Genomic DNA, 23094 nt, shown 5'->3' with positions numbered 1-23094 from the left:
GAATCTCGCGAGCGGTTTCTATGCGTCTACCTTTTCTCTTCGTACTCGGCACGGTGATGATCGACGCCATGGGCATCGGTCTGGTGTTGCCCATCATGCCAGAGCTGATCATCGAGGTTCAGGGCGGCACTTTGGCCGACGCAGCGATCTGGGGCGGTGTGCTCAGCACCGCCTTTGCCGCGATGCAATTTGTATTTGGGCCAATTCTGGGCAACCTATCCGACGCCTATGGCCGGCGCACTGTGCTGTTGGTGTCCTTGTTCGTCATGTCGCTGGACTATGTGGTGATGGCGATTGCCGGCAGCATCTGGTTGCTGTTGGTCGGGCGCATCGTGGGTGGCATCACCGCGGCCACCCATGCCACGGCGGCGGCGTTCATGGCGGATGTCTCGAAACCGCACGAAAAGGCGGCGAATTTTGGCCTGCTGGGTGCCGCCTTCGGGGTGGGGTTTGTGCTGGGCCCAGTTATCGGTGGGTTGCTGAGCGAATACGGAACCCGCGCGCCTTTTTGGGCGGCAGCCGCCTTGTCCGCGTTGACTTTTCTGGCGGGCCTTCTGGTCATGCCGGAAACGGTGACCGACAAAACCCGCCGGGCCTTCAGCCTGCGCCGCGCCAATCCGGTCAATTCTTTGCGTGCCATCGCATCCTTACCCGGCATCCGCCCGATGCTGTGGGTCTATTTCCTCTACTCGGTGTCCATCTACGTTTACCCCGCAATCTGGGCCTATTTCACAACCGAGCGCTTTGGCTGGTCACCCCAAATGATCGGTCTGTCACTGGGCGTGTACGGGATCGGCATGGCCGCTGTACAAGGTGGCCTGATCCGCCCCGCGACCCGGTACCTGGGTGAGAGGGTAACGATCATCTACGGTATGGCTTTCGAAGTTGTCAGCTTTCTGCTGTTGGCTTTCCTGACCAATGGCTTCATCGCTCTGATGCTGATCCCGATTACCGCAGTCGGTGCGGTGGTGACCCCTGCCCTGCAGGCCCTGACATCCCGCGCAACCCCGGATTCGCAACAAGGTGAGTTGCAGGGTGTGCTGACCTCGCTGCACGCGCTGTCGATGGTGATTTCGCCACTGGTGATGACTAGCGTGTTCGCTCATTTTGCCAATCCTGACGCGGCGATCTACCTGCCCGGCGCGCCATTCCTGCTGGCCCTGGTTTTGATGGTCGTCGGATTTGCCTTATTTTTGCGATCGCGCCCTGTCGTGGCGTAACAACGACGCCTGGATGACGGTTTCCGTCTTGCGACATGCAGTTTCCCGCGCCACCGTGATCAAAAGGGAGTGAAGGACCACATGCAAACCATCAAAGCCGCCGTCTGCCGGGCGTTTGACGAACCTCTGGTCATCGAAGACGTCTTGCTGGCACCGCCGGGCGCGGGCGAGGTCGAAGTGACACTTGAGGCCGTGGCGATCTGCCATTCCGATATCACCTTTGCTAGCGGGGCATGGGGTGGGCATTTGCCTGCCGTCTATGGCCACGAAGCCGCCGGAGTGATCACCGCGATTGGCAACGAGGCCGGGGGTTTCAAGGTTGGCGACCCAGTAGTTGTTACCCTAATCCGCGCCTGCGGGTCCTGCCCGTCTTGCGCAGGCGGCCAGCCAACCATCTGCGAAACGCCTTACGACACCGTCAAAGGACCGTTGCAGACAGTGGACGGTGGTCCCTTAGATCAGGCGATGGCTTGCGGTGCCTTTGCCGAAAAGGTTGTCGTCAGCCACCGGCAAATCGTGAAACTTCCTGCTGAGATGCCGAAAGACGTGGCCAGCCTCCTGTCCTGCGGAGTGATTACCGGGGTTGGTGCGGCGGTGAATGCCGCGAAGCTACGCCCTGGTCAGGATGTGGTGGTCATCGGCGCGGGTGGTGTCGGGTTAAACGCCATTCAGGGGGCCCGTATCGCTGGGGCCCGTCGGATTGTGGCCGTCGACATGACCGAGGAAAAGCTGGACATCGCCATGGAATTTGGCGCGACGCATGGCGTGCTGGCCAGTCAGGATCAACCGTGGAAAGCCGCCTTCAAGGCACTGGGTGGGCGCGGCGCGGATGCGGTTCTGATCACCGTCGGTGCAATTCCGGCCTATGATCAGGCCCCGCGTTATTTGGGTCGGGGCGGCCGGGCGATCATGATCGGCATGCCGCATTCGGGCGATATGTCCAGCTATGAACCAGTGGTTCTGGCCGCGCTGGGTCAGGGCATGGTGGGTTCGAAAATGGGCGACGTGGTCATTCAGCGCGATATCCCGTGGATGATCGACCTGTATAAACAGGGGAGGCTGAAACTGGACGAGCTGATCTCGGGCCGGTGGTCCCTGGATCAGATCAACGAGGCAATCGAAGACACCAAAACCGGATCCGCCAAGCGCAACGTGATCCTGTTCGACAGGGGCTGACGCCATCCAAGGGGAGGACACCGGATGAAACTGCAGGACCTCGACATCATCGTTACCGCCCCACCTGCGCCGGGCTGGGGTGGACGGTACTGGATTTTAGTCAAAGTGACGACAGATACCGGGATCACCGGCTGGGGGGAATGTTATGCTTCATCCGTCGGTCCCGACGCGATGCAGCACGTGATCCGGGACGTGTTCGAACGGCATATGCTGGGCGAAAATCCCGAAAACATCGAGTTGATGTTCCGCCGTGCCTATTCCAGCGGCTTTACTCAGCGTCCCGATCTGACTGTCATGGGCGCGTTTTCGGGGCTTGAAATTGCCTGTTGGGACATTCTGGGCAAGGATCGTAACCGCCCGGTCTATGCCTTACTGGGTGGGGTGATGAACCAGCGCATCCGGGCCTACACCTACCTTTACCCCCTGCCGCAACATGATCTGTCCGATTTCTGGACTTCACCCGATCAGGCCGGTGAGTGCGCGGCCGAGATGGTACGGCGGGGATTCACCGCGGTGAAATTCGACCCGGCAGGCCCTTACACGATCCGCGGCGGGCATATGCCTGCGATGTCCGATATCTCAATGTCGGTCGCGTTCTGCAAAGCGATCCGCGAAGCCGTGGGGGACAGGGCCGACCTGCTATTTGGCACCCATGGTCAGTTCAACACCGCAGGCGCAATCCGGTTGGGTCAGGCGTTGGAACCCTACTCTCCGCTGTGGTTTGAAGAACCCACCCCGCCCGACATGATCGAGGATATGGCCCGCGTCGCCCGCAACGTCCGCATCCCTGTCGCGACCGGAGAACGTATGACCACCAAGGCCGAATTCGGCGCGGTACTGCGTGCCGGGGCTGCCGAAATCCTGCAACCCGCCCTTGGCCGCGCTGGTGGCATATGGGAGATGAAGAAGGTCGCCGCCATGGCCGAGGTGTTCAATGCCCAAATGGCACCGCATCTATATGCCGGACCAATCGAGTGGGCCGCAAATATCCATCTGGCCGCGTCGATCCCAAATCTGTTGCTGCTGGAAACCATCGAAACGCCTTTCCACGATCAGCTGATCAAAGGCACTTTACGTGTCGATGATGGTTTCGTGACCGCCCCAACCACACCCGGCCTTGGGATCGAGGTGGACGAGGACCTGGCCCGTGCGCATCCCTACACCGGCGACGGGCTGCATTTGCAAATGCAGGAAGAACCTTGCGACTATATCAACGGCAACACCTTTCAAGGGGGTGCGCCAGCGACCGAGGGGTGACAACCAAACTGGTTTAAGGGCATATTGGTCCAACCCTATTGCGAACAAACAGGCTGCGTGTGACCCCCAAAGCCCAAGACACCGAAGGCGCACATTCTGAAAACCCCGCGGACATGAAAGAAAGCGCCGCGCGGGCTGCGGCGTTTCTGAAAACACTGGCCCATGAAGGCCGGCTCATGATCCTGTGCCACCTGGGCGACGGCGAAAAATCAGTGGGTGAGTTAGAGGACCTGCTGCAAATCCGGCAGGCCGCCGTCAGCCAGATGCTGGCCCGGTTGCGGCAGGAACGGCTGGTGTCCACGCGAAGAGACGGCAAGACCATCTATTACTCGCTGCAGGACGGCAACACCGCGCAGGTCATCGGGCTGCTTTACGAATTGTTCTGTAAGCCCAAGATCTAGTTCGAAACGTACCCAGCGATCACCTGCATCAGCTTGAATGCGGTAGCGGCATCGTTTTCGACCACCGCCAGGAATTCCTCTTCCCCGATCCGCAAGCAGGACAGTTCCGTCTCGGCAATCATGCTCAGGGCGCGGGGCTCCTTGCGGATCAGCCCCAGTTCCCCCACCAGTGCCCCCGGCCCCACTTTTGTGATCAGTTGATCCGGGCCTTCCATCTGCGGCAGGTACAGCCCGGCCTCGCCTTCAAGCACCACATAGGCCCCATCTGTGGGTTGGTCATCTTTCAGAAACACAACCTCGCCCGGCTTGGCATCGAACCAGCGCGCACCAAAGGCCAGCAGGCGCAACTGCCTGCGGTCAAGACCGGAAAACAGCGGCGTCTGTTCCAATGCGCGCAGCTTGCGCGCCAGATCGGCTGAGGCGGCGCTATCCTCTTCCACGGCATCATACCCTCCGTCCGAGACCACACGACCTTGCCGGATTTCGACAAACATGTCGAATACATCCGGATTTTCGAACTGGTCGTTCAGATAGATGACTGTCGTGTCGGGCAGCAACTGACGCAGGTTTTTGTAAACAGCAACTTGTGTCGCCATGTCATAGCTGGCGAGCGCGTTTTCCAGGATCAGGATGTCCGGCTTTTTGATCGTCGCGCGGGTAAAGGCCAGTGGTTCCGCAAAAACGGCGGGCAAGTTCTGACCACCGATTGCGACCGGGACGTCATAAATCAGTTCGACCACCAGCGGGCGCGCGCCGTTTTCGTCCAGCACATCGACAATCAGCTTACGCGCCTCGTCCGAACGACCGCCCCCGATCTGACTGACTTTGCCGAACAGGGCGTTTTCCATAACGGTCAGACCCGGCGCAAATGCCGTTTTGTCCAGCGAGACGAAAACGTCATGCAACCGCCCCAGCAATTTCTCGGAATGGCTGTGACGCAATTCGAGGATTCGGTTCTTTAACTCATCGGTAAAGGCAGGCCCAATCTGTTCCGCCGAAATCACGAATGGCACCGCCAGCAGATTGGCCAGTTGTTCGTCATCCAGACCGGATACGCCCTCATTCCTGGTCCGCTCGACCAGTTCCAGCGCGGCCTCATAGGTTTGGGCCTCAAGTCCCAGCTTGCGGAACAGCGGGTGGTCAGTGCCGTCCAGACCAAAGATCTGACGCAGCATCTCGATCACATCGCGGGTCAGACCAACCAGTGTTTCGTCCAACCCCAACTCGCGCAGTTGTCCCAAAAAGACGGTTTGACGCGCCAGCAATTCTTGCGTGACCGGCACACGCGGTGTGGCGAACAGCAGGTTTTCCACCACCGGCAAGGCCGGGTTGTAAGTATCGCGATCAAACACCAAAGCTTGTTGCTCCAGCCCAGCCTTTTGCACTGCCTGCTGGACCAAGGGGCGCAGCTCGACCAGTTTGCTGGCCAATTCCGGGTGTTCAACCGGATCAAACACTTGCTCTGATCCACGCTGGAACAAAGCCGCCCCCGACCCCATGCCGTCAATCAGGTGCAACCACCAATCGCGCAGCGCGTCGGGGCTGTCCAACCCAGCCTGAGACGGGTCAAGCCACTCGGCATCATACGGATCGGCGCTGTTGCCTGCGCGTTGGGTCTCAGCAAAATCAGGGTCGTCGGACTGCGTTGTCAGCGGCCTCTGACGCATCGGCATCATCACATTGTCGCCCAACGTCCCCTGAAACATAACTGGGCGTGACGAGGCGTAGCCGATGCGCGCGGCCACCACACTTTGATGCAGGTTCGACAGGTTTTCGCCACCAATCTCGACCCGACCCGCGCTGGGCAGAATTTCCCGCGTCAGCAACTCAGCAACGGCGCGCCGGTCCTCTTCGCTGGGGGCCGCAATCCCAACAGTTTGTCCGCCCTTAAAGGTAAGGTTCAGATCATCCAAAACCTGATTGCCATCCATATCCCGAACCGAGACCCGATCCAGCGCGATATCCCCATTCAGATGAGGTCGCGTTTCGGGCTCGCCTTCGAACAGCTTTTCATCGGGCATTCCCGGCGGGGCAAAACGTTCGATCACCACGTCCCAGCGCAACGACATGTCCTGCGTCTGGTTGTAGTAGGTCAGCAGCTCTTTCCAGGGCGAGCTCAGGTCCTTATACGCCGCCAACGCCGCCACGAGCGCCCCCAATGAGACCGAGCCCTGCAACACCAGAAGGCCGCCAATCAAATAGAACATGAACGGCGTCAGCTGCGAGATGAAGTTGTTGATGAACTTCATAAAGAACTTTTTCTGGTAGATCTCGAACCGAATGCCGAACAGCCGTCCCAACTGTTCCGAGATCATCGCCCGGCGATAACGCCAGCCGCCATTGGCCCGCAGGGTCGAGGCCCCGGCGGCATTCTCGCCAATTTGCGCGGCCAATACGCGGACTTCTTGAATGCGTTTCTTGTTCAGTAAGTTGATCTGACGCTGCAGCTTGGGAATCAGCCACGCCTGCAGCGGTATCAAGGCCACAGCGGCCAGCCCGAACCAGACGCTTTGCAGGAACAGGAACGACAGGATCGTGATCATCTGTCCCGCTTGCAGGACCGGCTGGCTGATCGCATCGCCCATAAGCCCACCCATAGGCTCGCTTTCGGCGGTGATCATCGACACCATTTCACCCTGGCTGACCCGCTCGAAATACGGTTGGGGGAAACGCAGGGCGCGGTTGATCAGCTGATACCGGAAGCGGCGCAGCATCCGTTCGCTCAGCACACCCTTCATGGTGTTGATACGCATCTTCATCAGGCCATGCGCCAGCACCGCCAGTAGGAACGCGCCGCACAGAATAATCAGGAATGTGGTTTGCGGTACCTGATACCCCAGAACATCCACAATCGGGCTGGCTGCACCAATGGCATCGTTGATAATGCGCTTGGGCAATTCCAGTGTCAGATACAGCAGCGGGAACAGCGTAGACGTCACGGCCAGCAGAATTAGCTGATCGCGTTTTGAGTACTTCCAAATAAACCGGAAAATCGAACGTTCTATGGATCCTGCCCCTGTTTTGAATCACCGATCCGATCTGAAAGAAATTGCGGCGCATCCAACACGCTGAATTTACAGCATTCGTGACCACTGACGCAAATAGTTTCCAGTTTGCACATAAATTCGCCATGTGTGATCTAGTTTATTTGCGCCGCACCAGTTTAGCCCCTAGAGTTCGCTTTAGGACGATATCGGGAGAAACAATTTGACCGCCAGCTTGGGCGCAGTGTTGTTGATGCTCTGCTTGTTGCAGATCAAACATATGTTCGCGGATTTCTACCTTCAGACACCCAAAATGCTATCGGGTCGTGGTGAGTATCTTCACTGGGGTCGCGCGCAACATGCCGGCGTACATGTTATCGGATCCGTTATTGTCTTTGTGCTGTTCGGTGCGCCTTGGGCTTTTATTCTTATAATTGCCGCCCTGGAATGGTTCATACATTTCAACATCGATTTTGCCAAAGCCAGTTATTCTGACAAGAAAAAACTGATGCCAACACAGGCTGCTTTTTGGCGCGCTGCGGGTCTGGACCAGTTGATGCACAACCTGACTTATATCGCGATGGTCTGGGCCTGGGCGAAATTCGCCACCTGATCTGTTGGCCGTTTCAGGCGAAATCTATCAGGGCTGACGCGCGATAGGCTGCCAGCCATTGCTGGTCCAACGCATCAAGCTTGCTAGTGTCGAACCTGTCCGCAACTTCCCAATACCGCCCCGAGGGCACGTGATACCCCAGCTCATTTTCCGATTGGATAATGGTCTGCATCGCGTCGGTTTCGGGTAAGTCGTCTCTTACAAGATCACCGATTTCGACGGACGGAAACAGCAGGCGGCTCTCCCCTTTTGATAGCCTGACGACCTGGCATCCCTGATCTGCACCAAACAGCGCCAGGCGCGCCGATTTAGCCTCGAGCGACCGCAAAGTGATATCCGTACGCAAAGGATCAGCCTGACCGGTTCCGTAGAAATGCGTCTTCCCGGTATCCGGGTAGATCATGTCACAGCCGAAAAAGGCCAGCACCGCAGGCCTTAGCGCCGCCAAGGCCCAATAGCCCGCGGTAAACGCCATCGTTCCGCCAGCGTAGACAAACCCACCAAACCCATTTTGCGCCGGTACATAGTCCTGCGCCGTGATGATCCGCTGATGCGGGGCAAGTCCAGTTGGATGGTTTGTTATCGGGAAATCTTCGGGGTGGATCAGAATGTCCCAATCTGGCCGGATGCGCCAGGCGTTATTGATCGCGACAATATGGGTAAAGGGATCGCGCGCCCAGCCTTGCGCGGCCAAGGCGCCGGGCGCGCTGCCCAGTATCAGAACTCGGTTCGATGGTTCAGTCATCCAGGACCCCACAAACGGTTCTTGGAAAGACTAGAGCAGTTTTGCAGGCAGGCTAGCCCAGAACCGAAAAACTGCTTTCTTCGTTGATCGGACGTTTACGCGAGTAGAACCCAACATCGATCATCCGCTTGATATAGGGCAGTTCGAACTGCAGTGGCTGCGCATCGTGATCCGCCCCACCCTCGCAATAGTCGATCAGGGCCGTCATCATCTTTCCTGCGATCGGCGCGTTTTTGTACTGGTTTCCACTGGTGCCGCAGGCCATGTAAAACCCCGGCAGGCTGGATTTGTCATAGATCGGAATCCAATCGGTCGACGCATCATACAGATCAACCACCCCACGGGTTTTGGACGGGATGCCAAGGCTGGGCACCCGCTGGGCATAGCGCATCGCCTGTGTGGTCCACTGGTCGGTGAAGTCGTGATTGTAGTGCACGTCATCCTCGCACCACTGATGCGGATCGCATTCGGGATCTTCTGAACCCACGAGGATATGATTGCCATGTTCAGGGCGGCAGTAACACGCGATATCGCTGTCCGACACAATAGTACCGTCATTTTCGAAATCGAATCCCTCGGGCGCGGGGACGTGAACCACTTCCTGTCGCAGAGGGCGGGTTTCGATGGTCATGTCATCCAATACGCCAGCCATCTTGTTGATAATCGCTGATCCCGGTCCAGCGACATTTACCACGACCTTGGCGCGGATTTCCTCGCCCGAGGCCAGTTTGACCCCGGCCACGCGACCACCTTCCGTCAGAATTTCGACCACCTCGGCCCCGGTGCGCACTTCTGACCCATGCTGTTTGGCGGCATCCATCAGGTTCTGCGCCGACAAGGCCGGGTCGGTAACGTATCCGGCCTGCGGCCAAAACACACCGCCCTGCATCTTGCGCCCGTTCGGCTGGCCAAATTCCGGGTCCTCCATGCGTTTGGGCGGGGTGAAGCTGTCCAATGAATAAACCGGCAGACGCTCCGTGATTTTTTCAGGCGACCAATCTTCGAACGGGCAATCCAGATCCGCACTGTTTTTCATGTGCTTTTCCAGCATCCCGTTGGCTTCGGTCTTCATCACCAGACATCCGGTTTCACGAAACTGCGCCAGATTGGCATCTGCTGGCAGGCCCAGATATTCGGCCCAGTCGCGCCAATAGTGATAGCCTTCCCACGCAAAGGCCGTGCCATCAAAGGTCGAATAATGCATCCGAATGATCGCGCAGGACCCGGCGGTCGAGCCGTGACCGACCTGAGCATTGCGGTCCAACGACAGAGTTTTCCACCCGGCCTTGGCCATCTCGAACGCGATGGCCGCGCCGATGACACCCGTGCCAATGATAATTGCGTCTGGTTGACTCATTCTGTTGCTCCCTCCCAATAGCGCTTTGAATAGGCGCTGAATTCTTCGACTTCTTCGGGCCTGGGTTCGACTCCAGTAAAGACGTATAGGTAATGCGACACCAGCGACAGCCGCGTTTCCATCGGCTCGTTCAACTGCGCCAGATCGTACCCGATTTGCATGTAGTACAACACGCGCGCGCGGGTTTCGGCCTCGATCTCGGGATACTCATACCGCGCGAACATGGCGTGCAACGCCTCAAGCCGCCGCGCGTCCGATTGATCCAGGGCTCGTCGCACCTTGCCTGACTTGCGTGCCCAGTCGCGCACGGCGAAATCCAGCGCCGTATCGAAGAGGTCCGTGTTCACCACGCAGCGATGCACATTGCAAACCGCAGCGGTGATGGTATCGGCAGGTTCTTCGGCCTGCGCAACCAGCGCCGCCGTATTGGTTGCCTGCCAGCGAGCCAGCAGCGCGTCCAGCAATTCCTGCCGGGACTTGAAATACCAATAGAAAGATGATCGCGACACGGCCATCCGCTCGGCCAGGTTCAGAACCTTGATCTGGTCCACCCCGTCCGAGATCAGCACGTCCATCGCCACGTTCAGCCAGTCGTCGCGCGTGACCTTGATGTTGCCGACCAGCGGTTCGGCCTTGGGATCGTCCCTATGCAGGATCGGTTTTGTGTTCATTCAACTCTCCGGCGGTGCGCCGCCTTCAGCCGTACGGCGTGCGATGAAGTCCTGCAAGTCACCCAACCTGTCGCTGTCCCCGGCAGGGGCTTTGAAATCGTTCAGGATGGTCTTCCAAACGTCCGTTGCACGGTGATTGGCGTCGATTGATCCGCGCTCGGTCCAGGTGCCAAAATTGGCATAGTCATGCACATGGGGCTCGTAGAATTCGGTATTGTAGCGCTCCATCGTCTGGCTGGAGGCAAAGAAATGCCCGCTGGGTTCAACCTCTCGCAGGGCGGTGTCATAACCGATCTCGGCCGTGCCCGCTTGTGCGCCAGCACACAGCTCGGCCACCATATTCAGCACTTCGGCGTCACAGATCATCTTTTCGAACGAGACCGTCAATCCACCCTCCAGCCACCCGGCCGAATGGATAATCACCGTGGCCCCGGCCATCAGACACCCCCAAAGGCCAAACTGATTTTCATTCGCGGCCTGAACGTCGTTTACATTCGACGCCGACCCGGCGGCGGACCGCCACGGAAGGCCCAGATGCCGCGCCAACTGCCCCGCCGCCAGAGACGCCTGGAAATGCGAAGGCGTCCCAAACGCTGGAGCCCCCGATTTCATGTCCACGTTGCTGGTGAAGGTCCCATAACACACCGGCGCGCCGGGATTGGTTAGCTGGGTCAGGGTAACCGCTGCCAAAGCCTCGGCATGAGACAGCGTAATCGCCCCGGCCACAGTAATGGGTGCCATCGCCCCCATTAGCGTGAACGGCGTGACAATCGACATCTGACCGTGGCGGGCAAAGTCGATTAGACCTTGCGCCATAGGGATATCCAACGTCCGCGGACTGTTGGTATTGATGATCGTATAGCTGTGCGGGGTGGCGCGGAATTCATCGTCCGGCAGGCCACGCGCAGTGGTCAGCATCTCAAAACAATCCATCACCTGCGGCGTTCCGCGAGAGTAGAAGAACGGGAACTTGTCAGTCAGCTCCATCTGCGCCTGCGTGGTGAAATAGTGGCGCAGGTGGGTCGGCACGTCCTGTGGTTCGACCTGCGGCGAAATCATCTGGAACACATCAAAGTGGTGCGTAAGTTTCAAAAAATCCAGATAGTCCTGCCCCGTCGCGGGGCGACGACCCTTTTCCAGATCGGTGGCATTCGGAGCCCCTGCTCCTGGTTGAAACACAAGACTGCCCAGTTCCAGCGTGAAATCACGACGGCGCGCGCCAGCACGGCAATTGATGGACTTGGGGGCTGACGCTATAGCGGCCTCAACGATCTCTCGACCGATGAAGACCATTTCACTGTCTTCCTCTACCCGTGCGCCTGCCTTGTCGAATATTCGGCGGGCCTCGGGCAGCAGAACCTTAATCCCCAGCTCCTGAAGCGTCCGCAGGGCGGTTGCGTGCATATCGGCGATCTGATCCGCCGGGAACACCTCCATCACCGGGAACGGGTTGCGCAGCTGGCGGTAATTCACATCGCGACTTGGCACAGGCACGGCGTCTGCACCGCGTCCACGACGCCGCCTGCCGCGCTCGGATGTTTGCGAGATCACCATCAGCCCCTCATCGCCTTACCGTTCGGATCGTATGGGGACGTTGCGATCACACACGCGGGGCGTTCAACACCAACCACATGAACCGTCAACTCGGTACCCGGTTCTGCCTTGTCACGTTCGACCAGAGCCATAGCCAGAGATTTTCCGGTATAGTGCCCATAGCCGCCCGAAGTTACGAAACCCACTCGGTCTTCGCCCGACCAGATCGGCTCGTACCCGCTGGCGTCAGCGTCCAGCGCGTCTATTTCCAGCGTTACTTGCACTTGCGCCGGGCCGTTTCCGTCACGCTCGGCCAATGCGGCGTCTTTGCCGACGAAATCCTTATCCCAGTCGATCCAGCGATCCATTCCTGTCATCCCCGGCGTGTAGGCCTGGGTGAACTCCGCCGACCAGATACCAAAGCTTTTTTCCAGCCGCGTCGACAGCATCGCGTTGAAGCCGCATTCGCGAATACCTTCATCCGCCCCGGCCTCAAGCAGCACCCGGCGCAGCGCAATATGATCGCCATAACGGCAGTTGATCTCATAGCCTTTTTCGCCTGTCACCGACATACGCGCGACGCGGGCGCGAACAAGGCCGATATCGAACTCACCGCAGCCCATGAACCCAAGACCCGAGATATCCTGTTCCGCCAGTTTCTCGACCACTGCCTGCGATTTCGGCCCTACCACAGCGAAACCGCAATACTCTTCACCCAGATCACGGATATTGACGCCGTCGATCATGTGATCGTCGAACCAGCGCATGTGCCAGGCGCGCAGATAATAGCTGCCCATGATCCACCAGGTGTCGTCGCCCCAGTTAAGAACGGTCAGATCCCCTTTGAGCCGCCCGTTCTCGCCCAGCATCGGGGCCAGTTTGGCACGGCCCGGCGCGGGGAGTTTCGATGCCATGACCTTATCGAGCCAAACCTCAGCGTTGGGGCCGCTGACCTCGAACCGCGAAAAGCCCGAGATATCCAACAGGCCGACGCCTTCGCGGATCACCCTGCATTCCTCGGCCACGATGTCATGCGCGTTTGATCGTTTGAGCGTCGGTGTTTCCTCAAACCCTTTCGGCGCGAAATACAGCGGCACTTCCAGATCCCAGCTAACACCCCATTTGCAGCCGGCCTCTGTCATTGCGTCATGGGCGGGCGCCATCTTCAGCGGACGGCCCGCGGGCAGTTGCTCATTCGGGTAGGTCATTACGAAACGGCGGGAATAGAACTGCCCGGTGGTTTCACGGATATAGCGTTTGTTCTGCGCGAAATCACCATACCGCGCCACGTCCATCGGCCATGCATCCGCCTCAGGCTCGCCATGGATCATCCATTCGGCCAATGTTTTGCCAACGCCGCCGCCCTGCAAGAACCCAGCCATCACCGCGCAGGCCGACCAATAACCGCGCTTGCCCGGAACGGGTCCGACCAGCGGGTTACCATCTGGCGAGAAAGTAAACGCCCCGTTTACCCACGTCTTGATCCCCACGTTCTGAATCGACGGGTATCGCTCAAAGCCCAGCGTCAGTTCGTTTTCAATCCGATCCAGCTGTTCTTGGAACAGCTCTTCGCCGTAATTCCACGGTGCGCCGTCCATGGCCCAGTGTTCGTGATCAATCTCGTAGATACCAACAAGGACGCCCTTCTGGTCCTGCCGCATATAGGTGAACCCTTCGAGGTCGACGGTCATCGGCATCTCGAAATCCGCCTGCGCCACTTCGGGCACCGTGTCGGTAATCAGATAGTGGTGTTTCAGCGGCGAGACCGGCAGTTCGATGCCAGCCATGCGGCCCACCTGTTTGGCCCAAAGCCCAGCCGCATTGACCACATGTTCGCAAGTGATCGTGCCCTTGTCGGTCACCACCTGCCAACCATCCGCGGTTTGGATCAGCTCCTCAACCTTGGTTTCCTCGTAATACTCGGCACCACGTTTTCTGGCTGCCGTTGCATAAGCCTGCACCGTGCCGGTCGTGTCGATATAGCCTTCGCGGTCCGCCCACATAGCACCCAGCACGCCGTCGGTGGACATGATCGGGCAACGGCGCTGCGCCTCTTCCAGAGACAGCAACTCGCAATCCTCAATGCCGATAGACTGAAAAATACGGTAGTTCGCCTGTAGCCACTCCCACCGTTCGGGCGTTCCAGCCAACGTCAGGCCACCGGTCATGTGCATACCGATATTCTGACCCGATTCCTTTTCAATCTCACTAAGCAGATCGATGGTATACGCCTGCAGCGAGGCCATATTTGGGTCAGCGTTCAACGCATGAACCCCTCCGGCAGCGTGCCAGGAAGATCCCGATGCCAACCGCCGCCGTTCCAGCATCACCACATCCGACCAGCCGAACTTGGCCAGGTGATACAGAACCGAGGCGCCCACAACGCCGCCCCCGATAACCACAACACGGTACTGAGATTTCATCCTGCCCTCCCAACATGGCTTGGGCAGAACGCTAGACCCACTGTTCACTTCTGTCTAGACATTTCTGTACAGTTCTACCCGCACCAAATTGTTGGGCGAATTTCTCTGGTTTAAAGCTGCGCGCTGGGCCGTGTGCTGACCTTTTCGAACCAAGTCAGCGTTGCCGAGTTTTCCTGCGGTATTCGCGTCTTGATCACTCGGGCAAAGTCAACAAAGACAAATGTTGAGATGTCAGCCAGCGTAAACTCAGACCCGGCGATATAGGGACTTTCCGCCAATCGCCTTTCCAACAGATCGAAAAAATTTCCAACCCGCGCGGCACCTCGTTGCGCCAGTTTAGGAATTTGAGCGTGATTCACCGGACCAGGAATCGCCCTGTCGGCAAAGGCGGGATGCGTGTTGCGCAAAGTTTCGGCAATGGGCGCGCCGCCTTGCTGTTCAACGATACTGTTCCACATCAAAACCAGCCCTTTTTCATCCGGAGTGCGCCCCATCAAAGGCGGCTCGGGAAATCGGGTCTCGAGATAGGCCGCGATGCCAAGGTTCTCGGTCAGTGCCGTGCCCTCATCCGTGATCAGCACAGGAAGGGTCGCGTTCGGGTTGATCGCTTTGAACGCATCGCTCAGCTGTTCGCCTTTGCCGATCGAGACCTCGCGGGTTTCGACCTCTAACCTTTTTTCCGCGATGAACATACGAGCCCGGCGTGGGTTCGGGGCGGTCTTACAATCGTAGAACAGCATGGGATGCTCCTGTGTCTCAGCGGCGATAGACGAAGCACCGGCCCTGAACCGCACCGGGCGGCAAAGGCAATTCAGTCAGTTCGTCGAAATACATCCGATCACTGGAGACCATCAAACCACCTTCTGCGAGCAGAGGTTGGATCAACGGTGAAACAAATCTTGCAAAGGCGTCGTTCTTTTCTCGGTTATGCCCGCCAAGGTCCGCGTGGATCAGGCTTGCAGTGGCACCGAAACGCGTCAGCGCGGCGGGCAGCGTTTCGCGCACATCGCCCAGAATCACCCGATCCTCGGGGGGCGTTGAATCTGGGTGGGACGCCACCGCGCGTTCAAACACGTACACGGGGCGGTCTTTCACATATTGCGCCATGTGATGATAGGTCCGCCCATTGCCCAAACCCAATTCAAAGACCGGCCCCGCCATGCCACGCGATTCGGCAATGGCAAAATCCAGACAGGCGCGTTGCGACACCATGCGGTCAATGAACAGATCGAGTCGGCTTTGATCGTCGGGCACGGGGAAATCTCTCCTTGATATCAGTCGATTTGCCAGATGGGGTCGACATGGCCCGTGATCGCAAATCCTCAAGACTTTGTGTAGACAAATTGGTGTCAGTTTCACGTTTCCGCGACATTTCACCCCAAGAACGGGTTTGACTACCCCGCCCCAACCGCGCGAGACTGCGTCAAAAAACACGGGGAGTTGATCAAGCCGATGCCGACCTACGGCCCAACGGGTGGAATACCCGCATGACAGCTTTGTTGTCTGTCCGCGATTTGAGCATCGGTTTTGGTGCGGGCAACCCCGTTGTCAAAGGCGTCAATTTTGACGTCGAGGCGGGGCAGACACTTGCGCTGGTCGGCGAATCCGGTTCTGGCAAGACTATCTCGTGCAGGGCGGCGTTGCGGATTTTGCCACGCACCGCGCAAATTCGCAGCGGGACAATCATTCTGAATGATTCCAAAGGCACAGAGGATCTGACCAAGATTAGCGAAAAGCAGATGCGCGGCATTCGCGGCAACCGCGTTTCGATGATCTTTCAAGAACCGATGCGATCCCTGTCGCCGCTGCACAAGATCGGCAATCAGGTCAGCGAGGTTCTCTGGCTGCACCGTGGCGCCTCCGAGGCGCAGGCCCGCAAAGAAGTTTTGACTCAGTTCGAGCGCGTTGGCTTTCCCGATCCCCAACGTGCATATGATTCTTACCCGTTTGAATTGTCGGGTGGCATGCGCCAACGCGCCATGATTGCGATGGCGATGGTGTCCAAGCCGGAATTGTTGATCGCGGACGAGCCGACAACCGCGCTTGACGTGACGACACAGGCGCAGGTTCTGGGCCTGATCAAGGAATTGCAACGCGAAACCGGCATGGCACTGATCCTTGTCACCCATGATCTGGGCGTGGTCGCCAATATGGCAGAACAGGTCGTCGTCATGCACAAGGGCCGTGTGATGGAATCCGGGGCCGCCGCCCCGATCCTGACCTCACCCGCGCATCCTTACACGCAGCAATTGTTCAACGCCGCACCCGAGATTCCGGACGAAGACTCAGTTGGGATACCGATGCCCGACGAGGATCTGATCCTACAGATCAAGAACGTCTCAAAAACTTACACCTTGCGATCCAGCAAGGGTTGGAAGGGTGAACAACTGATCCATGCCTGCCGTGGCGTTGACATGAAGCTCGCACGCGGCAAGACGCTGGCCGTGGTCGGCGAAAGCGGCTCGGGCAAGACCACGGCTGCGCGTATCGCGTTGGGCGCCGAACTTCCCGATCCCGGCGGCGAGGTTCTGTTCCGCACCTCGCCAACCGAAGACCCTATTACCGTCCACCACATGACCCGCGCCCAGCGCACTGCGTTTCAGCGCAAGGCGCAAATGGTGTTTCAAGACCCCTACAGCTCGCTCAGCCCGCGCATGCGCATTCAGGATGCGATGACCGAGCCGTTGGAGATTCACAAGATCGGCACCGCATCTGAACAGCGTGACAAAGCCGCCGAGATGCTGCTGCGGGTTGGGCTGAACGCCGACATGCTGAAACGCTACCCTCATGCCTTTTCTGGTGGTCAGCGACAGCGTCTGTCCATTGCCCGCGCCATGATGCTGGACCCGCAGCTGATCGTGTGCGACGAACCTACATCGGCTTTGGATGTCTCGGTTCAGGAACAAATCCTGACCCTGCTGGAAGATTTGCAGGACAGTCTGAACCTGTCCTACTTCTTTATCTCTCACGACCTTGCCGTTGTGGCGCGCATTGCCGACGAGGTTGCCGTGATGCGCCGCGGGCTGGTCGTTGAACAGGCCCCGCCCGAGACCCTTTTCTACAATCCCCGCCACCCGTACACCAAGGCGCTGATTGCCGCCCAGCCAGAACCTGACATCAACCGCCCAATCGACCTGAAATTGGTTGCTTTGGGCGCAGGTTCGCCGGACAGTTGGGATGACGCCTTCCGATTTACTGACTCCGTGATACCTTCGCTGGTAGAGATGGAACCCGGCCATAAGGTACGATGCCATGTTTAAGACCACTCGCCCCCTGCTTCTGGCTGCCACGCTGACGGCTGCGTGGATGCTGCCCGCCTCGGCGGAAACACCCACCCCAAAGGAAAGCGGATTTTGGGAAAGTGAGGTGAGCGCGGGCAATCTGCCACCTGTTCAGGATCGCCTTCCCGATGAACCGCTGGTTGTCGATCTGGCGGCGAAGGGGCGTGAATTTGGAACGCCAGGCGGCACTTTGCGCACTATGGTCACCCGGTCCAAGGACATCCGCCAGATGGTTGTCTATGGCTATGCCCGGCTGGTGGGTTTCAACGAGAATTACGAACTTGTACCCGACCTGCTCGAGTCCTACGAAAGCGAAGACAACCGCAAGTTTACCCTGAACCTGCGCGAGGGGCATAAATGGTCAGACGGATCGCCGTTTACATCCGAGGATTTCAGGTACTGGTGGGAAGATGTCGCAAATAACGAGCTGCTCAGCCCGTCCGGCCCGCCCGATTTTCTGATCGTCGAAGGCAAAACGCCAACGGTGAGCTACCCCGACGAAACAACCGTAGTTTTCGAATGGGAGGACCCGAACCCGGATTTCCTGCAATCACTGGCACAGGCGCGCCCGCCCTTCATTTACCGACCGGCCGCATTTCTGAAGCCGTATCACGAGAAATATGCAGATCCCGAAGAGATGGCCGCGTTGGTTGAAGACAACCGCGTCAAAAGCTGGGCGGCACTGCACAACAAGCTGGATAACCTTTATAAATTCGACAACCACGAACTACCCACACTTCAGCCATGGCTGAATGCCAGCTCGGGCAAGAAAATCCGGCACAACTTTGTGCGCAACCCCTATTACCACCGCATCGACAGCAACGGTGTGCAGTTGCCCTATATCGACGTGGTCGAGATGGAGATTGTCGCCCCCGGTCTGGTCGCAGCAAAAACCAATGCCGGTGAAACCGACCTGCAAGGGCGTGGTCTGGCGTTCCGCGATGCGTCAATCCTGAAGAAGGGTGAAGAGGTCGGGAACTACAAGACACGGCTGTGGAAAACCGGTGTCGCGTCGCAGATCGCAATCTATCCGAACCTGAACTTTGCTGATGACGGTTGGCGCGACGTTCTGCGCGATGTCCGCGTGCGCCGTGCCCTGTCGCTTGCCATCGACCGCAAGACGATCAATCAGGCGCTGTATTTCAAATTGGCCCAACCCGGCGCGATGTCGGTTCTGCCCGCGTCGCCGTTCTATGATGAGGAAAACGCTCAGGCATGGGCGCAATACGACATCGAAATGGCCAATGCCCTACTGGATGAGGCCGGATTGACCGAGCGGGACAAGAACGGCATCCGCATGCTGCCCGATGGCCGCCCGATGGAACTGATCATCGAAACTGCCGGTGAACGGCAGGAGGTCGAGAACGCGCTGCAGATCGTCACCGACACCTGGCGCGAGATTGGCGTCGCTCTGGTCATGCGACCGCTGGACAGGGACATCTTGCGCAACCGCGTTTTTGCTGGAAACACAATGGCTTCAGTCTGGTTTGGCTGGGATGACGGTATTCCGCAGGCCCACACCTCGCCCGCCTATCTGGCGCCGACCGATCAGGTCTTTTTGGCTTGGCCCAAATGGGGTCAATTTTATCAAACCGGCGGCGACGCAGGCGAAGCCCCCGACATGCCCGAGGCAGAACGCCTGATGCAGTTGGCCCATGATTGGGAGGTCGCCACCAACGACGACGATCGCAAGGCAATCTGGACCGAGATGTTGAACATTCATGCCGAACAGCTATTTGCCATCGGCATTCTGAACGGCGCACCGCAGCCTGTGGTGGTGTCGAACCGCCTGCGCAACGTGCCCGAACAGGCCATGTGGGCATGGGAGCCCGGCGCCCATTTCGGCATTCACCGGCCGGACGAATTCTTCTTCGCCGACTGATCAGGAGCAGCTAAATGGTCATGCTGCGCTATGCGGTGTATCGCTTTTTCACGATGCTGCTGACTCTGTTGGTGGTGTCGGTGCTGATCTTCGTGATCATCAACCTTCCGCCTGGAGATTACCTGAGCAATCAGATCGCCGAGTTGCAGGCTTCCGGCCAGTCTGCCGGCGTGGCCAAGGCGGAATTTCTGCGTGCGGAATATGCGCTGGACCGGCCCGTCTGGGAACAATATCTGATCTGGATGGGATTCTGGCCCGGCCCGCACGGGTTCGAGGGGCTTCTGCAGGGCAACTATGGTTGGTCCTTCGAATTCGACCGCCCCGTGGCCGAGATTGTAGGCGATACCCTGTGGTTGACCGTAGTGGTCAACCTGGCCGCCATCCTGTTCGTCTACGCCGTCGCGCTGCCGCTTGGTGTCCTTGCTGCTGCCAAGTCCCGGACGTGGATCGACTACACGTCGGCTTTTGTGGGGTATCTGGGTCTGGCCACGCCGAACTTTCTGCTTGCGCTGATCCTGTTCTATTACGGCCACCGTTACTTCAACCTACCCATCGGCGGCTTGATGGACCCATCCTTTGAAGGCCAGCCGATGAGCTGGGACAAGTTGAAGTCCATTCTTGTCCACCTGATCGTCCCGACCTTTGTGATCGGCACCTCGGGGGCTTCGGCCATGATGCAACGCTTGCGTGCCAACATGCTGGACGAGTTGGGGAAACCCTATGTGGAAACCGCAATCGCCAAAGGGATGGCCCCGTCGCGGATGCTGGCGAAATACCCGCTGCGCGTGGCGTTCAACCCCTTCGTGGCGGATATCGGCAACCTGCTACCCTCGATGGTGTCCGGCTCGGTTTTGGTCTCGGTTGTTCTTGGCCTGCAAACCATCGGCCCGACCCTTCTGACGGCACTGAAAACGCAGGATCAGTTCCTGTCCGCCTTTATTCTGATGTTCGTGGCCCTGCTGACCCTCATCGGCACCATGATATCTGACATTCTGCTGGTCATGCTTGACCCGCGCATCCGGTACGAGGGGCGTGAAGCATGACCCAACATTCCGATGGTCGCTATGTCGACGACGCCCCCTATGACCCGGACGCCGCCCTGCAACAGCTCGAGCGTGCCGATCTGGACGCGCCAAACTGGGTGCTGGTTTGGCGCAAGTTCAAAACTCACAAGCTGGGCTTGATCTCGGGCATTTTCCTGCTGCTGTGTTATCTGATGCTGCCTTTCGCAGGGTTCATCGCGCCTTATGGTCCGAATGAACGCAACGGAGAGCATCTTTATGCGCCGCCGCAAAGCGTCAACTGGTTCTATGAGGGCAAATTCATCGGCCCCCATGTCTTTCCCATCGTTGCCGAGGCCGATCTGGAAACCTTCCAATGGAAATTCGTACCCGACCTCGAAGATCCGCGCCCGATCAAGTTTTTCTGTGAAGGGTCGGAATACAAACTGGCTGGCCTAATCAAATCCGACACTCACCTGTTCTGCGCGCCCGAAGGGGCGACGCTGTTCCTGTGGGGGTCGGACCGTCTGGGCCGGGATGTGTTCAGTCGCATTCTCTACGGCGCGCAGCTGTCGCTGACCGTAGGTTTAATCGGCATCTCGGTGTCTTTCACCCTTGGAATTATCTTCGGTTCGATGGCCGGCTATTTCGGCGGCAAGATCGACTGGGTGATCAACCGGGTCATTGAAATCCTGCGCTCTTTGCCTGAACTACCCCTGTGGTTGGCCCTGTCCGCCGCGGTGCCTTCGAATTGGAGCCCGGTGGCGGTGTTTTTCATCATCTCGATCATCCTCGGCATCCTCGATTGGCCCGGTCTGGCCCGATCCGTGCGCGCCAAATTCCTGTCGCTGCGCGAAGAGGAATACGTGCGCGCCGCCGAGATGATGGGCGCAAGCTCGGGCCGCGTGATCCGCAAACACCTGCTGCCCAACTTCATGTCCCACCTGATCGCATCGGCCACCTTGTCGATCCCGGCGATGATCCTTGGAGAAACGGCGCTCAGCTTCCTTGGCCTTGGGCTGCGCGCTCCTGCGGTCAGCTGGGGGGTGATGCTGAATGACGCGCAGAACCTGGCCTCGATCGAGATCTATCCGTGGACGGCAATTCCAATGCTGCCAATCATTGTCGTTGTACTGGCGTTCAACTTCCTGGGCGACGGATTGCGCGACAGTCTGGACCCGTACCAGCAATGAGCCTGATTTCCGCCCTCCCCGCCGCAGACAGCTACAAGTCGACCGGGAAGGGCGCATGGTCCAGCGCGTTTGCTGTATCCGAACTGGCAACCGCCAGTTTCGCTGCCGTTGGTCAAGAGTTGGCGCGCCTGATCACAGCAATGAACCTTGCCCCCACAACGCCTGAGATATCGGTCAATCATCGTTTGGCTTCGCTGTGGTACGGGTCTTCGTTCAAACCAGACGGGTGGGAGATGCCCAGCCTCTGGGACCCAATCGCCGGGGATTATCAGGCGTCGGATGGCTGGATCAGGCTGCACACCAATCTGCCCTCCCACCGGGCAGCGGCGCTGAAGGTGCTGAAGGCGCAAGCCAACCGGGACGCAGTTGCACAGGCTGTGAAAGACTGGTCCATCGCCGATTTAGAAACCTCGGTTGTGGCCGAGGGCGGCGCGGCCGCCGCGATGCGCGGTCGGACCGAATGGCTGGAACACCCGCAAGGGCGGGCGGTGTCGCGCGATCCGCTGATCGGATGGCACAGCCCGCGGCATATCACGCCGCGCGACCGTCCCGAGGCAACGGCTCGACGTCCGCTGGCAGGCTTGCGCGTTCTGGACCTGACGCGTGTTCTGGCCGGACCGGTCTCGACCCGTACGCTTGCGGGGTTCGGTGCCGAAGTTCTGCGCATCGACCCGCCCGGATGGGATGAGCCGGGTGTCATTCCGGGTATTTCACTGGGCAAACACTGCGCCTATCTAGATCTGAAATCGCCAGCCGGTCTGAAGAAGCTGGAAGACCTGCTGGCGCAAGCAGATGTCTTCATTCATGGCTACCGCCCGGGTGCGCTGGATGCGCTTGGACTGACCAAGATAAAACGTGATGAACTGGCTCCCAACCGAATTGAGGTCACTCTGAACGCTTATGGCTGGCAGGGGCCGTGGTCCAACAGACGTGGTTTTGACAGCCTCGTACAGATGAGCGCTGGCATCGCAGACGCGGGTCGCGCTTGGGCCAAGGCCGAAAAACCCACCCCTCTGCCGGTTCAGGCGCTGGATCACGCGACAGGCTATCTGATGGCTGCGACGGTCCTGTCAGCAATGGCCGAAGCCGCGTCTGCAAACTCCATCATGCTGGCGCAGCTGTCCCTGGCCCGCACAGCGGAACTACTGGCTGCGTTGGCAAAATCCGAGCAGGACGAAGAGATCACAACCCCCACAACTTCCGATTACGCACAAGAGATTGAAGCTTCCGGCTGGGGCCCCGGCCATCGCCTGAAACCGGCTTTGTCCGTTGGCCAGGCCCATATGTCATGGCCTCTGCCAGCCGCGAAGCTGGGCACATCCCAACCTATCTGGCCTTCGCTGACCACCTGAGCCAA

General features: G+C 58.7%; 18 protein-coding genes. 10 read left to right on the top strand and 8 right to left on the bottom strand.

Annotation, left to right across the window (positions count from 1 at the left end; genetic code table 11):
• Window positions 1-20: 20 nt before the first annotated feature.
• The 4 genes from ACR0AJ_RS14385 to ACR0AJ_RS14370 all read left to right on the top strand — a co-directional run bounded on the left by ACR0AJ_RS14385 (window position 21) and on the right by ACR0AJ_RS14370 (window position 4054).
• Complete coding sequence (locus ACR0AJ_RS14385) at window positions 21-1220, top strand: TCR/Tet family MFS transporter (protein ID WP_480741163.1); 1200 nt, start codon at window positions 21-23, stop codon at window positions 1218-1220.
• 81 nt (window positions 1221-1301) lie between these two features.
• Window positions 1302-2396, top strand: a complete 1095-nt coding sequence (locus tag ACR0AJ_RS14380) for a Zn-dependent alcohol dehydrogenase (RefSeq protein ID WP_480664274.1) — start codon at window positions 1302-1304, stop codon at window positions 2394-2396.
• Between the two features lie 24 nt (window positions 2397-2420).
• A complete protein-coding gene (locus tag ACR0AJ_RS14375) occupies window positions 2421-3653 on the top strand; it encodes a mandelate racemase/muconate lactonizing enzyme family protein (RefSeq protein WP_480741161.1) in 1233 nt (410 codons plus the stop codon).
• Window positions 3654-3766: 113 nt separating this feature from the next.
• Window positions 3767-4054, top strand: coding sequence for an ArsR/SmtB family transcription factor (locus ACR0AJ_RS14370; protein ID WP_170351829.1), 288 nt, complete (start codon window positions 3767-3769; stop codon window positions 4052-4054).
• Here the strand turns inward: ACR0AJ_RS14370 and ACR0AJ_RS14365 are convergent.
• The gene (locus tag ACR0AJ_RS14365; protein ID WP_480741213.1) at window positions 4051-7047 is read right to left on the bottom strand and encodes an ABC transporter transmembrane domain-containing protein; all 2997 of its coding nucleotides are present in this window, start codon (window positions 7045-7047) and stop codon (window positions 4051-4053) included. The two genes, ACR0AJ_RS14370 and ACR0AJ_RS14365, sit on opposite strands and share 4 nt — an antisense overlap.
• Window positions 7048-7291: 244 nt before the next feature.
• On the opposite strand from ACR0AJ_RS14365, the gene ACR0AJ_RS14360 reads away from it, so the two are divergent.
• Window positions 7292-7651: a DUF3307 domain-containing protein gene (locus ACR0AJ_RS14360; RefSeq protein WP_413247483.1), complete on the top strand. Its 360-nt coding sequence runs from the start codon at window positions 7292-7294 to the stop codon at window positions 7649-7651.
• Window positions 7652-7664: 13 nt separating this feature from the next.
• Here ACR0AJ_RS14360 and ACR0AJ_RS14355 read toward each other — a convergent pair whose 3' ends face one another.
• The 7 genes from ACR0AJ_RS14355 to ACR0AJ_RS14325 form a co-directional block, all read right to left on the bottom strand.
• A complete protein-coding gene (locus ACR0AJ_RS14355; protein WP_480741159.1) occupies window positions 7665-8396 on the bottom strand; it encodes a hypothetical protein in 732 nt (243 codons plus the stop codon).
• Window positions 8397-8448: 52 nt separating this feature from the next.
• A complete protein-coding gene (locus ACR0AJ_RS14350) occupies window positions 8449-9753 on the bottom strand; it encodes an NAD(P)/FAD-dependent oxidoreductase (RefSeq protein ID WP_170362467.1) in 1305 nt (434 codons plus the stop codon).
• Window positions 9750-10424 carry a TetR/AcrR family transcriptional regulator gene (locus ACR0AJ_RS14345; RefSeq protein ID WP_170399072.1) on the bottom strand — a complete coding sequence of 225 codons (675 nt, stop codon included), beginning with the start codon at window positions 10422-10424 and terminating at the stop codon, window positions 9750-9752. The genes ACR0AJ_RS14350 and ACR0AJ_RS14345 overlap by 4 nt, the downstream gene beginning before the upstream one ends.
• A complete protein-coding gene (locus ACR0AJ_RS14340; RefSeq protein ID WP_480741157.1) occupies window positions 10425-11978 on the bottom strand; it encodes a trimethylamine methyltransferase family protein in 1554 nt (517 codons plus the stop codon).
• On the bottom strand, window positions 11978-14380 hold the full coding sequence (locus ACR0AJ_RS14335; RefSeq protein WP_480741155.1) for a GcvT family protein: 2403 nt from the start codon (window positions 14378-14380) through the stop codon (window positions 11978-11980). Before ACR0AJ_RS14335 ends, ACR0AJ_RS14340 begins: the two co-directional genes overlap by 1 nt.
• Window positions 14381-14490: 110 nt before the next feature.
• The gene (locus ACR0AJ_RS14330; RefSeq protein ID WP_480741154.1) at window positions 14491-15120 is read right to left on the bottom strand and encodes a glutathione S-transferase family protein; all 630 of its coding nucleotides are present in this window, start codon (window positions 15118-15120) and stop codon (window positions 14491-14493) included.
• 16 nt (window positions 15121-15136) lie between these two features.
• Window positions 15137-15592 (bottom strand): class I SAM-dependent methyltransferase, encoded by a 456-nt coding sequence (locus ACR0AJ_RS14325; protein WP_254428615.1) that lies wholly within the window; start codon window positions 15590-15592, stop codon window positions 15137-15139.
• A 275-nt stretch (window positions 15593-15867) separates the two neighbouring features.
• Here ACR0AJ_RS14325 and ACR0AJ_RS14320 point away from each other — a divergent pair, with 275 nt between their 5' ends.
• The 5 genes from ACR0AJ_RS14320 to ACR0AJ_RS14300 are packed head-to-tail and all read left to right on the top strand — an operon-like array spanning window position 15868 to window position 23089.
• Window positions 15868-17640, top strand: coding sequence for an ABC transporter ATP-binding protein (locus ACR0AJ_RS14320; protein ID WP_170351798.1), 1773 nt, complete (start codon window positions 15868-15870; stop codon window positions 17638-17640).
• On the top strand, window positions 17633-19543 hold the full coding sequence (locus ACR0AJ_RS14315) for an ABC transporter substrate-binding protein (RefSeq protein WP_170351799.1): 1911 nt from the start codon (window positions 17633-17635) through the stop codon (window positions 19541-19543). Before ACR0AJ_RS14320 ends, ACR0AJ_RS14315 begins: the two co-directional genes overlap by 8 nt.
• 14 nt (window positions 19544-19557) lie before the next feature.
• Window positions 19558-20586: an ABC transporter permease gene (locus tag ACR0AJ_RS14310; protein WP_170351800.1), complete on the top strand. Its 1029-nt coding sequence runs from the start codon at window positions 19558-19560 to the stop codon at window positions 20584-20586.
• The gene (locus tag ACR0AJ_RS14305) at window positions 20583-21737 is read left to right on the top strand and encodes an ABC transporter permease (protein WP_170351801.1); all 1155 of its coding nucleotides are present in this window, start codon (window positions 20583-20585) and stop codon (window positions 21735-21737) included. Before ACR0AJ_RS14310 ends, ACR0AJ_RS14305 begins: the two co-directional genes overlap by 4 nt.
• On the top strand, window positions 21734-23089 hold the full coding sequence (locus ACR0AJ_RS14300) for a CoA transferase (RefSeq protein ID WP_170351802.1): 1356 nt from the start codon (window positions 21734-21736) through the stop codon (window positions 23087-23089). Before ACR0AJ_RS14305 ends, ACR0AJ_RS14300 begins: the two co-directional genes overlap by 4 nt.
• The last annotated feature ends 5 nt before the right edge of the window (window positions 23090-23094 follow it).

The sequence above is a fragment of the Ruegeria sp. CJ9 genome (assembly GCF_056536625.1).
The sequence above is the reverse complement of the archived record's forward strand: the minus strand, read 5'-3'. Positions and strand labels throughout refer to the sequence as shown.

Bases quoted from the DNA above. Each gene is read 5' to 3' on its own strand.
- ACR0AJ_RS14360 (WP_413247483.1), top strand. From the start codon at position 7,292: ATGCTCTGCTTGTTGCAGATCAAACATATGTTCGCGGATTTCTACCTT.
- ACR0AJ_RS14335 (WP_480741155.1), bottom strand. From the start codon at position 14,380: ATGAAATCTCAGTACCGTGTTGTGGTTATCGGGGGCGGCGTTGTGGGC.
- ACR0AJ_RS14340 (WP_480741157.1), bottom strand. From the start codon at position 11,978: ATGGTGATCTCGCAAACATCCGAGCGCGGCAGGCGGCGTCGTGGACGC.
- ACR0AJ_RS14380 (WP_480664274.1), top strand. From the start codon at position 1,302: ATGCAAACCATCAAAGCCGCCGTCTGCCGGGCGTTTGACGAACCTCTG.
- ACR0AJ_RS14310 (WP_170351800.1), top strand. From the start codon at position 19,558: ATGGTCATGCTGCGCTATGCGGTGTATCGCTTTTTCACGATGCTGCTG.
- ACR0AJ_RS14305 (WP_170351801.1), top strand. From the start codon at position 20,583: ATGACCCAACATTCCGATGGTCGCTATGTCGACGACGCCCCCTATGAC.
- ACR0AJ_RS14315 (WP_170351799.1), top strand. From the start codon at position 17,633: ATGTTTAAGACCACTCGCCCCCTGCTTCTGGCTGCCACGCTGACGGCT.
- ACR0AJ_RS14375 (WP_480741161.1), top strand. From the start codon at position 2,421: ATGAAACTGCAGGACCTCGACATCATCGTTACCGCCCCACCTGCGCCG.
- ACR0AJ_RS14320 (WP_170351798.1), top strand. From the start codon at position 15,868: ATGACAGCTTTGTTGTCTGTCCGCGATTTGAGCATCGGTTTTGGTGCG.
- ACR0AJ_RS14355 (WP_480741159.1), bottom strand. From the start codon at position 8,396: ATGACTGAACCATCGAACCGAGTTCTGATACTGGGCAGCGCGCCCGGC.
- ACR0AJ_RS14370 (WP_170351829.1), top strand. From the start codon at position 3,767: ATGAAAGAAAGCGCCGCGCGGGCTGCGGCGTTTCTGAAAACACTGGCC.
- ACR0AJ_RS14330 (WP_480741154.1), bottom strand. From the start codon at position 15,120: ATGCTGTTCTACGATTGTAAGACCGCCCCGAACCCACGCCGGGCTCGT.
- ACR0AJ_RS14385 (WP_480741163.1), top strand. From the start codon at position 21: ATGCGTCTACCTTTTCTCTTCGTACTCGGCACGGTGATGATCGACGCC.
- ACR0AJ_RS14345 (WP_170399072.1), bottom strand. From the start codon at position 10,424: ATGAACACAAAACCGATCCTGCATAGGGACGATCCCAAGGCCGAACCG.
- ACR0AJ_RS14325 (WP_254428615.1), bottom strand. From the start codon at position 15,592: ATGGTGTCGCAACGCGCCTGTCTGGATTTTGCCATTGCCGAATCGCGT.
- ACR0AJ_RS14300 (WP_170351802.1), top strand. From the start codon at position 21,734: ATGAGCCTGATTTCCGCCCTCCCCGCCGCAGACAGCTACAAGTCGACC.
- ACR0AJ_RS14350 (WP_170362467.1), bottom strand. From the start codon at position 9,753: ATGAGTCAACCAGACGCAATTATCATTGGCACGGGTGTCATCGGCGCG.